The organism is Marinococcus halophilus, assembly GCF_002265875.1.
Lineage (GTDB): Bacteria > Bacillota > Bacilli > Bacillales > Marinococcaceae > Marinococcus > Marinococcus halophilus.
Map to the genome: position 1 here is coordinate 1 of NZ_NPFA01000034.1, position 11,811 is coordinate 11,811.

15 protein-coding genes, 1 tRNA gene and 1 rRNA gene are annotated in these 11,811 nt (G+C 45.0%); 6 read left to right on the plus strand and 11 right to left on the minus strand.

Translation table 11 applies throughout. The features are described from left to right. Positions 1–168: 168 nt before the first annotated feature. Both CHL76_RS16290 and CHL76_RS16295 read right to left on the minus strand, forming a co-directional pair. Entirely contained in the window at positions 169–741 is a 573-nt protein-coding gene (locus CHL76_RS16290; protein ID WP_079475150.1) for a YdcF family protein, read from the minus strand. A 194-nt stretch (positions 742–935) separates the two neighbouring features. Then, positions 936–1,190: a hypothetical protein gene (locus CHL76_RS16295; RefSeq protein WP_079475149.1), complete on the minus strand. Its 255-nt coding sequence runs from the start codon at positions 1,188–1,190 to the stop codon at positions 936–938. A gap of 303 nt (positions 1,191–1,493) precedes the next feature. Here CHL76_RS16295 and CHL76_RS16300 point away from each other — a divergent pair, with 303 nt between their 5' ends. From CHL76_RS16300 to CHL76_RS16310, 3 genes are all read left to right on the plus strand, one after another. Further along, entirely contained in the window at positions 1,494–2,375 is an 882-nt protein-coding gene (locus CHL76_RS16300; RefSeq protein WP_079475148.1) for a cation diffusion facilitator family transporter, read from the plus strand. A 197-nt stretch (positions 2,376–2,572) separates the two neighbouring features. Beyond that, positions 2,573–2,983, plus strand: coding sequence for an Rrf2 family transcriptional regulator (locus CHL76_RS16305; RefSeq protein WP_079475147.1), 411 nt, complete (start codon positions 2,573–2,575; stop codon positions 2,981–2,983). A gap of 69 nt (positions 2,984–3,052) precedes the next feature. Next, the gene (locus CHL76_RS16310) at positions 3,053–3,694 is read left to right on the plus strand and encodes an NAD(P)-dependent oxidoreductase (protein ID WP_079475146.1); all 642 of its coding nucleotides are present in this window, start codon (positions 3,053–3,055) and stop codon (positions 3,692–3,694) included. Positions 3,695–3,723: 29 nt separating this feature from the next. Here the strand turns inward: CHL76_RS16310 and CHL76_RS16315 are convergent, their stop codons facing one another. Both CHL76_RS16315 and CHL76_RS16320 read right to left on the minus strand, forming a co-directional pair. Continuing rightward, complete coding sequence (locus tag CHL76_RS16315) at positions 3,724–4,584, minus strand: DMT family transporter (RefSeq protein WP_094909135.1); 861 nt, start codon at positions 4,582–4,584, stop codon at positions 3,724–3,726. A 58-nt stretch (positions 4,585–4,642) separates the two neighbouring features. Beyond that, positions 4,643–4,876: a hypothetical protein gene (locus tag CHL76_RS16320; protein ID WP_094909136.1), complete on the minus strand. Its 234-nt coding sequence runs from the start codon at positions 4,874–4,876 to the stop codon at positions 4,643–4,645. Positions 4,877–5,021: 145 nt separating this feature from the next. Here CHL76_RS16320 and CHL76_RS16325 point away from each other — a divergent pair, with 145 nt between their 5' ends. Beyond that, entirely contained in the window at positions 5,022–5,537 is a 516-nt protein-coding gene (locus CHL76_RS16325) for a GNAT family N-acetyltransferase (RefSeq protein ID WP_094909137.1), read from the plus strand. Positions 5,538–5,571: 34 nt separating this feature from the next. On the opposite strand, the gene CHL76_RS16330 is transcribed toward CHL76_RS16325, so the two are convergent. Then, entirely contained in the window at positions 5,572–6,483 is a 912-nt protein-coding gene (locus tag CHL76_RS16330; RefSeq protein ID WP_094909138.1) for a DMT family transporter, read from the minus strand. Between the two features lie 209 nt (positions 6,484–6,692). Between CHL76_RS16330 and CHL76_RS16335 the strand changes: the two genes are divergently transcribed. Continuing rightward, positions 6,693–7,592 (plus strand): SurA N-terminal domain-containing protein, encoded by a 900-nt coding sequence (locus CHL76_RS16335; protein ID WP_158219215.1) that lies wholly within the window; start codon positions 6,693–6,695, stop codon positions 7,590–7,592. A 95-nt stretch (positions 7,593–7,687) separates the two neighbouring features. Here the strand turns inward: CHL76_RS16335 and CHL76_RS16340 are convergent, their stop codons facing one another. From CHL76_RS16340 to CHL76_RS16350, 3 genes are all read right to left on the minus strand, one after another. Next, on the minus strand, positions 7,688–8,440 hold the full coding sequence (locus CHL76_RS16340) for a peptidoglycan DD-metalloendopeptidase family protein (protein ID WP_094909139.1): 753 nt from the start codon (positions 8,438–8,440) through the stop codon (positions 7,688–7,690). 339 nt (positions 8,441–8,779) lie between these two features. Then, entirely contained in the window at positions 8,780–9,433 is a 654-nt protein-coding gene (locus tag CHL76_RS16345) for a deoxynucleoside kinase (RefSeq protein ID WP_079475139.1), read from the minus strand. 80 nt (positions 9,434–9,513) lie between these two features. Then, positions 9,514–10,056, minus strand: a complete 543-nt coding sequence (locus CHL76_RS16350) for a GNAT family N-acetyltransferase (protein WP_094909140.1) — start codon at positions 10,054–10,056, stop codon at positions 9,514–9,516. Between the two features lie 287 nt (positions 10,057–10,343). On the opposite strand from CHL76_RS16350, the gene CHL76_RS16355 reads away from it, so the two are divergent. Then, on the plus strand, positions 10,344–10,586 hold the full coding sequence (locus CHL76_RS16355; protein WP_094909141.1) for a hypothetical protein: 243 nt from the start codon (positions 10,344–10,346) through the stop codon (positions 10,584–10,586). 33 nt (positions 10,587–10,619) lie between these two features. Here CHL76_RS16355 and CHL76_RS16360 read toward each other — a convergent pair whose 3' ends face one another. From CHL76_RS16360 to rrf, 3 genes are all read right to left on the minus strand, one after another. Further along, complete coding sequence (locus tag CHL76_RS16360; RefSeq protein WP_094909142.1) at positions 10,620–11,279, minus strand: poly-gamma-glutamate hydrolase family protein; 660 nt, start codon at positions 11,277–11,279, stop codon at positions 10,620–10,622. A 155-nt stretch (positions 11,280–11,434) separates the two neighbouring features. Next, a tRNA-Thr gene (locus tag CHL76_RS16365) sits at positions 11,435–11,510 on the minus strand. 153 nt (positions 11,511–11,663) lie between these two features. Continuing rightward, a 5S ribosomal RNA gene (gene rrf / locus CHL76_RS16370) occupies positions 11,664–11,780 on the minus strand. Positions 11,781–11,811: the final 31 nt, after the last annotated feature.

Genomic DNA, 11,811 nt, shown 5'->3' on the forward strand with positions numbered 1-11,811 from the left:
CCATTTCAGCCGAAGGACTTCCCGTTTCACTTCTGCTGGATACCGTCGTTTACTTTCTCCCATAAGAAAAACACCTCCATCTGTCGATCCTACTACGAATACGACGTGAGAGGTGCTTTTATCTGTCTCATTTATTTAGGTCACTTCAGAGTGCCTCTGCTCGTTTTTTTATGACATCCGCTCCCATGATTCGATCCCTATTGTGCCCGTGAGTTTATAAAACTCCTTCCAAAGCTGGACATGCTTAGGCCCCCAGGCTTCTTCTGCATGCACATGAGGAACATAATCCAGAGCAATACCAGTGTCTGTCATCACGTCATCAAATTGAATTTTTGTTCGCTTCATATGATAATCACTTGTTACCACCAGGGCTGAATCAAAATTTCGCTTCTGCATAATCGTTTTTGAATACACAGCATTTTCATGGGTGCTGGAGGCCTGATTCTCCATAATAATCGCTTCTTCAGGTATGCCTGCCCGCACTGCCAGATTCTCATTAAAGCTGCCATCTTCCCCGTTGGTTAAGATCACTTTATCCGCGTAGCCTTTTTCTATCAAATCAGCTACTGTATATAAGCGCTCAAAATCGCCGCTGAGAGCAATAATAACATCGGCATTTTGAGGTTCGTCCTGGTGCGTTAAAAGGGATGCGACAGTTTTTTGCGGAAGTGCAAAAAATGATGCATTAATTAACAAAACTGCCCCTATAACAAAAAGCAGACTGTAAAAGATCTTTTTCATGCTTTGGCCCTCCGCCTCTAATGAAAGGTACGGATATATTGTATCAGATAGATCGTTCTCCTTAACAGTTATTTCTACAACGCGGACCCTGAGCCAAGGAATTATTTATGCAGTATTAAATTTTCCGCTTCCCATAAGAAAAGCCCTGCTGATTCAGCAGGGCTTTTCTACATAGTTAGTCTTCCTGAGAGTTTTTACGAAGAACGCAGGGCTTCAAAAGCGTTGATACGCGATTCTACCGTCGCGTAAATGTTTCCAGCTTCTAAAGGAGAGACGTCGAATTTTTTACTGGCCAGAATTTCAACGTGTTCGTCATTCTTAGCTTCGTCAAACCGCTCCCCCCGCTCTGCCAAGGCTTCATACTCATCTCGCATGTAGCGGAATACCGAGCTTTGCTGTTCCGGGAGCGAATTTAAAAATTCTTCTACGTCTGCATTTCTTTCAACCATTCTATTGGCCTCCTTGATAGCTGATGCCATCCGTTGCCTCAGGCAGGTTTCCCCCCCGGCCCATTAAAGCACAACGAATGGTTCATTGTTATATAACTGGTTGATGGGTTTAGTATAACAAATATTACAGGCGATTGGGAACAAAAAGCTTGTACTTTATACATTATTACGAACTTTGCCGTAGTGCAAATTTCTTTCCTGTCAATCATTTTTATACCGCCGTGGAAAAACATTGCTGTAGACTCAATGAGAACTTTCCTGCTACTCTATAGGTCGATCACTTGCGCAGGAGGCCCTGGTCTTATGAATGATGAACGTATACGTAATTTAAAACGAGGAGAGCGGGGAGCTATTATCAGCATCTTCGCTTATTTGTTTCTATCTGCTCTAAAGCTCACCGTCGGCCAGCTGGCCAATTCAGCTGCACTACGTGCTGACGGGCTAAATAACTTAACTGATACCATTGCGTCGATCGCTGTGCTGTTTGGGCTCCGCTATTCCCAGAAACCGCCGGACGCTGACCACCCTTACGGCCATTGGAAAGCCGAAATGGTTGCTTCTTTGTTCACTTCCTTTATTATGCTTGCGGTCGGGCTCCAGGTATTTGTGAGCGCTGTTCAGTCTATCCTTGATGGGCCATCCGGGCCTCCCGGCTTAATTTCCGCTTTTGTTGGTGCCTTCGCTGCCGTATGCATGTTTGGTGTTTACACCTATAACAAAAAGTTGTCCAAAAAAATTAACAGTCCCTCTATCATGGCTGCGGCTAAAGATAACTGGAGCGATGCCATGGTGAGCATTGGTACCGTTATCGGCATCATCGGTGCTCAATTTCAATTGTACTGGCTGGACCCACTGACAGCTGCTCTCGTAGGTTTATTAATTATTAAAACTGGCTGGGACGTTTTCCGGGGAGCAGCACTGCAGCTCACAGACGGTTTCGATGAGAATAAAATTGAAGATTACCGGGAAACAATCTCTGAGCTGTACGACGTCCAAAAAGTCCAGAATATAAAAGCAAGGAATTACGGGAATAACACCGTTGTTGATATTACGATTCTAGTAGATCCTTCACTCGATATCCAGGAAGCACACAATACAGCTACGAAAGTGGAGTACGCCTTAATTGAACAGCACGGCGTTCATGACGTACATGTGCACGTAGAGCCGGAGAATGCCGAGCACTAACTCCTTTTCCGCCCAGAAATGCTCCCGCTCCAATTTCCGGTTCTATTACTGCTAAAATTGGGTATAGATAAAAAGCCCTTAGCCAGCCCTGACTCATATGGAAGCAATAAAACCAAATAATAAATGGTGCTGAACTTTTATAAATAGTTATTCTATGATCGTTTTGTAACCATTAAAGTTACAGGTGGTGATCAGCAATGATAAATACACGATTCTCTGTCGCTGTGCATATTCTTTCGCTGCTTGCGACTAAGCCGGATCAAAGACTTAGCTCCAGTTATATGGCAGCAAGCGTTAATACAAACCCTGTCGTTATCCGCAGGATTTCAGGCATGTTAAAGCAGGCAGGCCTGCTGCAGACAAAGCCCGGCGTCTCTGGTGCTTTAATCTCCAGAAGTCCGGAGGACATTACGCTTCTTGATATTTACCGGGCGGTACAGCAGGAGGACTTACTGTTTTCCACACACAGCAGCCCCAATCCTGACTGCCCTGTTGGCCGAAATATTCAAAACACCCTCGATCAATCATTTAAGAGGGCCCAAAATGCCATGGAAGCAGAACTGCAAAAGCAAACCCTGGCAGATGTGACAGCACATCTCTTTGTATAATATACAAAGAGATGTTTTCTTGTCGTGGATGCAAAGGCTAAAACTATAAATAAAAGGAGTGATTGATTGATGAAAGCAGGCATTATTGGTGCTTCCGGAAAAGCCGGAAGCCGCATTTTAAAAGAAGCAGAAGCCCGGGGCATAGAGGTCACAGCTATTGTGCGGGACGCCTCGAAGCTTTCCGGCCACAGCATGCGTTTAATAGAAAAAGACCTTTTTTCTTTAACGGCTTCTGACATAAAAGATTTTGATGTGCTGGTGAATGCGTTCGGAGCCGGACTCGGAGAAGAAGAAGCCCACGTAGAAGCAGGTCATCACCTCATTTCTATCATCCAGGAAGCTCCTGATACCCGTTTAATCGTGGTAGGTGGTGCCGGCAGCCTGTTTACAGATAACGGAAAAACGACCCAGGTGGTAGAGACACCGGAATTTCCCGAGGCTGTAAAACCGACAGCTAACGGGCAGAGCCGCAACTTACAGGAGCTGCAGCAGGCAACCGGCATACGCTGGACGTTTATCAGCCCGGCTGTAAACTTTGACGTAGAAGGCAGGCGTACTGGTTCCTACTCTACTTCCCAGGATGTTCTGCCGCTTAACAGCGACAAAGAAAGCTACCTCAGCTATGCAGATTACGCTGTGGCAGTTGTCGATGAAATAGAATCCCCCGTTCACGAAAACCAGCGCTTCGCAGTTGTTGGCGAACGCCAGTAAAAATCCGCCGGAAAACGGCGGATTTTTTATTATAGACGAAGAAAAACAATCTCAATAAGGACAACTGCAAGTATTACCGCCTGGTACCTCGTAATACGCTCCTGCAGATATAACATCGAAAGCACCGCTACTAACAGCGCGTGGGCTGCAAATAAAGGTGAAACAATACTTGCCGGCCCTTCCCGGAGAGCTGCAGCGTACAGCTGCATCCCCCCAAATGAAAAAATGCCTGTAACCAGTCCCCAGCTAAATGCCTTTCCCGTATGTACAGGAGCACCGGAACGAGCTTGCTGCTGCTTTTTGCGGTGCCATCCGTATAACGAGTAAACCATGCCAAGCAGATAGCCTGCAAGCAACACCGGGGTATTCTCAAGGCCGGCTTCTTCTGTGATTTTCAGTCCTCCGTTACGAAAAAACATGAACAATGTCGCAGTTAAAATAAAGCCATACCATGCTCTGCTCTTTATCGAAAAGTTTTCTTTGGGATCCAAAGGCAGTATCGCGATAGCTGCCATAATTAAACCAATGCCTGCGTACTGAACTGCCCCGATCTGCTCTCCATAGACAAATAAGCCTAAAAGAACAATCAGCAGAATATTTGTATTCACCAGCGGAGAAGACAGGCTGGCGGGACCAACATTTAAAGCTTTCATGTATAGAAGGTTGCCAAAAGCGGATCCAGCTCCCACCATCACCCCGCCGAGAAGCACTGCTAGACTCAAATGCAGTGTCCCCTCCATTAGGGCATAACCGAAAAAACCGAGGCTCCCACTCGTATAGAGCCCTGTCAAAAATGGCATTAACGGCAGCTGCCAAAAAGAATTAACCTTCATGAAAAAAGAAGAAAAACCAAATACAACGGCACTTAACAGCGCTAAAATAAACCACATGATCCGCACTCCCACTTATTCTTATGTACGAAGAAGCCGCCGCCGGGGCAGCTTCTTTTTATAATAAATAAAATACGTGACCGTACTTATCCACTCTGGAATTCGTACCATTAAAATAAACCGTTCCTTCTTGTGGTTCAAAAGGATCCTTTGTTTCAAAATCTACTTTAAAATAAGGAGAGCCGTCTATTGGTTCATAATGCTCACACCTGTACTTTAACGTGATTTCATCATTCACCTGGATACGGTCGCTGCCGGCGATCCCGGAATCAAAAATTACTTTTAGTGTCATGCTTTACTCTCCCTCCTGTTTTAACCTCTTCGGCTATTCTCTTTATGCTCTTCCAGATATATTCCCGGCACTTCCGTTCTTTATACATTATGATTGCGAAAAGACAGAAATTGTATTACTTTTAAGCAGGGAAAGGAGATTTTCTATGAGCATTCGTCCAGCTAAAGAAGCCGATATTCATGCGATTACCGAAATATACAATGATGCTATCCTGAACACAACTGCTGTCTACGATTACCATCCCTATTCGACAGAAAACCGGCTGGAGTGGCTCCGTACAAAAAAACAGCAGGACCTCCCAGTTTTTGTTTATGAACAAAATGGAAAAGTACAAGGATATGCTACTTACGGCCCGTTCCGCCCCTGGGCAGCTTTTAAATACTCTATTGAGCATTCGGTATATGTCCACCCCGAGTCCCGCGGGGCCGGGGTCGGCCGCATCCTGCTTCGCACATTGATCGACCATGCGGAAAAGGAAGGGTTCGCCACTATGATCGCCGGCATCGATTCTTCCAACCCGGGCAGCATCTATCTGCATGAAACTGAAGCTTTTGAATACGTCGGCACGGTCAAAAAAGCCGGATATAAGTTTGAACGCTGGCTTGACCTTGTTTTTTACCAACGTGCTCTATCGGGACCAGAAGCGCCCGCAGAGCATTAACCGCTGCCTCTCCCGATACGGGGGAAGCAGCTTTTTACAGTCTTCTTTTCTTCTTTCCTTCCGGAAACCGTTTCGGTCTTCCCTGCGTAGTGAGCAGAACTCCGGCTATAACAATCAGTGCTCCAATCACTTTGGCCGGTGTTAGTGTTTCCCCGAGCCAAAGTACCGCCCCTGCCATCGTTACTACCGGTAGGAAATTCAGGAAAACTGAAGCCTTTGAAGCCCCGAGCTGATCGACGGCCCGATTATAAAATAACAGGGCAATGAAGCCCGGAAAGAGGCCCAGATACATCAGGCTTGGCAGCTGCTCGCCTAAGGCGAACGAAGGCACGCCGAGAAGAAGCCACTCCATAGTAATAAAAGGAACTAAAATTACAACCGATGCTCCTGTCATTACAAGCAGCACGCCGTAAGGTGGAAACAGGTGCATATAGCGCTTCACAGCGATGGAATAAATGGACCAGCAGGCGACGGCCCCTATCATAATACCGTCGCCGGCGTTCCAGTTCATTTCTGTTATAGCAAATAATCTGCCGTTCATCACCACCCATAGTGCCCCTGTAATCGAGAGCACGACGCCAATCCATTGAATATAGCGAAGCCTTTCTTTTAAAATATATGTACTTAATAAAACAGTTACTGCCGGGATTATTGTTTCCAATACAGAAACGTTAGTAGAAGAAGTAAATTGAAGCGCACCATAGATGAATGTATTAAAAAACGTTACACCTGTCACAGTTAACAGCAACAACGGCAGCTTATGATCCCAAAATACATTTCGTGCCCTCCAGGCGCTTTTCCAGCCCAGGGGAACAATGCACAAAAAAGCAATCAGCAGCCGAAAGAAAGCTATTGTAAAAGGTGGGAGATCATTTATGGCCTTTCCTACCAAAATATTTCCAGAATAAAAAAATACCACCATAATAAGCATAAAATACGCAGCCATGTGTTTGTCCTCCTCTTTCAACCGTACTATTCCAGCTATTTATCAGGAATTTTGAGATTTGCCGACATTCTTTCGTAACTTTCAATACTTTTTTCTTCTTTTACAAGTTTTCATAATAATTATACATTTTTATAGACTGTTAAAGCATACAGGAGTAACGGCGTGTGTTACAATGCCCGGAGAGCATACAATGGAGAGGAGAAATCAGAGTGAGCAAAAAATGGATTCTGAGCACAGGCCTCGCCTTGTCGGTGGCAATTATTGGCGCCTGCAGCAACGGCGACGGCGGGGAAAATTCCTCTGATAATAATAACGGAAACGAAGAACAACAGTCAGAGGAAAGCTCCAATAACAACAATGATAACAACCAGCAGGAAGAATCAGGCGAAGGATCCTCTGATCAACAAGCTTCCGGCAATAACCAAGACTCTGGTAACAATCAGAACTCCAATGAACAGCAGTCTGAAGACTTACCTGAACCGGATTTAAGCGATGTGCCTGATGTAGTCGCTACCGTGAATGGAGAAGAAATCACCAAAGAGGAATTCGAGCCGATCTTTACTACTAACTACGAGCAGTATGCTGCGCAAGCTGCTGCATCCGGTAACCAAAGTAATGAAGAGCTCCAATCAACCCTGAAAGAACAAACAGCTGAATCCCTTATTAACCAGGAACTTTTAGTACAGGAAGCTGAAGCAGGGGATTATGAGGTTAGTGAAGAAGATGTAGAGGAGCAGATAAGCTCTATCAAAGAACAGTTTGAATCTGATGAAGAATATCAGCAAGCCCTTGAAGAGCAGGGGTACACAGAAGAAGAATTACGCGAGGAAGCACGCACCTCCCTTCAGATACAGGCTCTTTTAGATGAAGAGCTTGAAGATGTTGAAGTTACCGATGAAGAAGTAGAAGAAATGTACAACCAGATGACTCAAGGCCAGGGCGAAGATGCTGGCTCTCTTGAAGACCTGCGTCCGCAGATCGAACAGCAGCTTCAATCTCAAAAACGCTCTGAGCAACAGCAGGAATACACCGATCAGCTGCGTGAAGATGCAGAAATCGAAAACAACGTTGCTTCCGAATCAGAAGGAAATAGTAATTCTGAAGAGTAACTGATTTTAAGTCCCGGCCGCAAAGCCGGGGCTTTTTTATATAATCAAAACAGCGCATCCCCTGGACAAGAGGATGCGCTGTGCTTGAACTACTTTTAGAAAGAAACGTAGGAACGCGGATTAACAGCGTTTGATTTTGCGCCGTTCCATGCACCTTCATGTACTTCAAAATGCAGATGTCTGCCCGTGCTTCGGCCAGTGTTCCCCATAACACCGATACTTTCTCCCTGGGATACCGCTTCCCCATTCGAGACATGAATCGAATTTAAATGTGCATAAAGCGTGTTATACGTTTGGCCGTTCAAAGTATGCTCTAAGATAATCGTATTGCCGTAGCCATTCATTGTACCGGCATATGTTACTGTGCCGGCAGCAGAAGCAGAAATACTGGGACTGCCGCCATACCCAATGTCAATTCCGTCATGGGTCCCGCTGCCGCGTTGCCCGTACTCAGATGTTACAGGGCCGGAAGCCGGAAGCGCAAATCCAGAACCGTTATATGTAGACTCTGCGGCTACTGCCTTATTATCTGAATCTTCAGAACTTCTTTCCCCTGTACTCGATTCGCCTAAATTCATTTCCCCAAACGTTTCAGGACCAGCAACGCCATCTACAGATATACTTTGTGCTGCCTGAAAGGATTCCACGCCCTGCTTTGTCAGCGGGCCAAAAATACCATCTACGGGGCCTGCTTCGTAGCCTTTATCATTTAGCCATTGCTGCAGCTCTGAGACATCTGAATCTTTCATTCCCGATTTAAGGTTCTGATCCCCAATCGAAGCATCTGCTACAGAGGGGGCAAATAAAATTGCAGCCGCTACTGCTGAACTCATTACAAACTTTTTCATAAATAGTGCGCGTTGGATTATTAACAGTATTGCCTTTAGGCATGTTGATGGTTCTTATATGTATAAATTCTCCCTGTTAATAAGTAACGCTGTCACCTCCTAGTTTTTTGTTTGTTATGTGTTACTTACGGCTTAGTATACGCAGCGGCTTTCAACCCTACAAGGTCTTACATATTGTTGTTAGAAAACTGTAAACTATTACAATTTTTTGAAATATGAGTGCAATGATTGTCATGCAATAATATTCAATATTTATCCTTTTCCATACTTTTCCTTCATATTTTTCTAATTATATAAGAAATAGCTCCCGGAGACTTTATTCCCGGGAGTTTTCATTTTTTATATTTTGTTTTTGGCTTGCAACAGATCTTTTACCTGTTCCACTAGGGCTTCTGCATCCTGCGGATTATGCACAACGTCCGTCTTATCCATATCTACAATTAAAGTATCACTAGCACTGTAGTAATTTTCCAGCCAGTCGTCGTAACCTTCCCAGAGCTTCCGGTAATACTCCACCAGCTCTTCGTCCTGTTCAAAATCCCGTCCACGCTTAAAAATCCGATCCATGACTGTTTCAAAAGAGCCACGCAGATACACATTAAGATCTGGAGCTTTTTTGTAAGGAAGGCCGTCAATTTCCTTCATCATTTCTTCAAGCAGGCCTTCATAAACAGAAAATTCCATGTCATTAATGTTTCCCAGATCACGATTAATTTTTGTAAAATACCAGTCTTCATAAATACTGCGATCTAAAATCGCATCATCATCCTTATACGCCTGTTTGATCGATTGGAATCTCGTCCGTAGAAAATAGAGCTGGAGCAGGAATGGGTACCGCTTTTCATTAATTTCTTGTTGATCCGCCTTGTAAAACAGAGGAAGAATCGGATTTTCTGATACATGCTCATAGTACACTTTCGAATCCAAGCCATCTCCGAGTATCTGGGCGACACTCGTTTTGCCAATTCCAATCATTCCGCTTACAACAATCACCAAAAATAACCCCTCAATCTAATTATGGATTTGCACACATTGCACTATTATAATATACTTCATCGCGCGGTGGCGACCATTTAATTTTTCCATTCTTCGTTCAGCAGGCTGTACACTACAATATCCACGTACCGGTCCCGCAGCCAGTGTTCCTGGCGCAGTACCCCTTCCTGTTTGAACCCCAATCTCTCAGGCACGGCACGGCTTTTCGCATTGGCGGCAGCAGCTTTAATAACGATTTTATTTAATCCAAGCTGGTCAAATCCATAAGAAATCAAGGCGCCTGTGACCGCCGTAATAATGCCTTTCCCCTGATAATCTTTCCCAAGCCAGTAACCGATTTCCCCGAGATTGTTTTGTTGGTCGAGACGGTTAAAACCAGCTACTCCGATAATGCTTTCTCGAAACACAATAGCAGCAGAAACCGCTTTTTGCTCCGCCCAGCCCAAGCGTGCCTCATGAATGAATGCTCTTGTGTCCTTCTCTTCGTTAGTGTGATCCACCCACGGCAGCCACTCTTTTAGATGTTCCCGGGAGTTGTCTGTCAGCGAAAAAATAGCCGGAGCGTCCGATGGCTCGAGTAATTTTAAATAAAGCTCTTCGTAAATTTGATATGTAAACATAAAAACCTCCTCTCTTTCCCCCTTTTATTATAAAAGTTACTGCCTGTGCGTTATACTGGCTCCAGGATCAAAATTACCGGACTTTTGAAAAAGCGGGGGCCTCCCCCGAGCGTCCCCGACGCCATTTCCGGCTGTCAAAAACGCAAAGGCAAAAAATTTTTGTGCTTGTAACTGCCGCCCGTGCTCCAGTTTATTTTTAAACTCTTAAAATCATCTATAGTTAACAAATAAGGGAGGTGCTCACACTGCCTGGCCTGCGACGCATTGGTGTTATTTGCTTTATAGTTATGCTTGTATTTGGAATGGGGGTGGTCTATCAAGCCCTGACATGGGAACTCGGCGACCGGGCTCATGAAATACTTCGCTTTGGCTTTTACCTTTCAGCGTTTATTACTTTATCTTTTGCTGCAGCTATCACAATCCGTGATCCACGGACAAGAGTCAATACAGCAGCATTACTGGGTGGAGGTCTTTTCGGTATTTTATTCGCTGTAAACGCAGGTATTGCTTTTTATCAGCTTTTTATGTAAATAACCGGGCTGTTAAGCCAGCCTGGTTGTTATTTATTTAGACACCTGGACTTCTCTCGCACGAATAGCGTTTTGTGCCTGCATCATAGCTTTTCCAATCGCTTCAGCATAAGCATAAAAAGCCGGAAGGCGGTTACCTCTATTTGCACTGCGAAAATCATTATTAACAAAAAAAGCACGGCGCTGGGCAGAGCTGATCTCAAGCTGGACGCCTTGAGTTCTCCCGTTTTTGTTACAAATATTCCCACTGTACTTTCCTTTTATTGCCGAGGGCGGCTCAAAATCCACCTTAAAACCTGCAGCGGTCAGTTCGGCACCTATGAATCCCGCGGTAAATGTATCAAGCCCGCCTATATAAGTTTTTTCTTCCTGGTCCCGGTACCCATGAAGAGTAACTGTAAATAACGCCTCAGCAGCAAAGCAGAGAGCTCTTGGTTCATCGAAATGTGTCGAACGGAGGTGCAGAGTTCTGTTATCAGTACGCTTTTTAGCACGAAAATCATATCCCGAAAAGTAATAGCTGCAATGAAGCTCTTCGACCAGTTCGCTGGTCCCTGCTTCAATCGCTCCTCCATGTGGAGCCAGGGCCGCTAGAGAGTTATTTTTTCCTGGCAGCACACGTATTTCGTAATCCCGGCCTTCTAATTCAGAGGCTTGTAACTCAGCATAATCAGCGTACTTCTTTTTCCTCATTTAACTTTCACCACCGCTTCTTTAACAGTAACCGTTCCTTTTCCGGAACGAATATAGTTTACCCTATTCTCGCGTTTTTTAAAATAACATGTGTCGAAACTATTCACAATAAAAAAACCAGCCCGCATGGCGGACTGGCGTTGTTATTGAGTTAATGGAGCTTCCTACCGGATTCGAACCGGTGACCTCATCCTTACCATGGATGCGCTCTACCTGCTGAGCTAAGGAAGCAAATAAAATATTCTAATTATATGTACACTCCTGCATGTCCGGAGCAGACACAAATACTATTGTAAAGAGCTTTGAGGCCATAGTCAACCTTATTTATTAAATCATTTCATATGATAAAAGCCTTTCTCTCCAGTAAGAGAAAAAGGCTTTGGTGCCCGGCAGCGATCTACTTTCACGGGGGGAGAGCCCCCGGCTATCATCAACGCTGAAGAGCTTAACTTCCGTGTTCGGCATGGGAACGGGTGGGACCTCTTCGCTGTTGCCACCGGACCGGCCCGTCGGGCCCTGACAACCAAATACC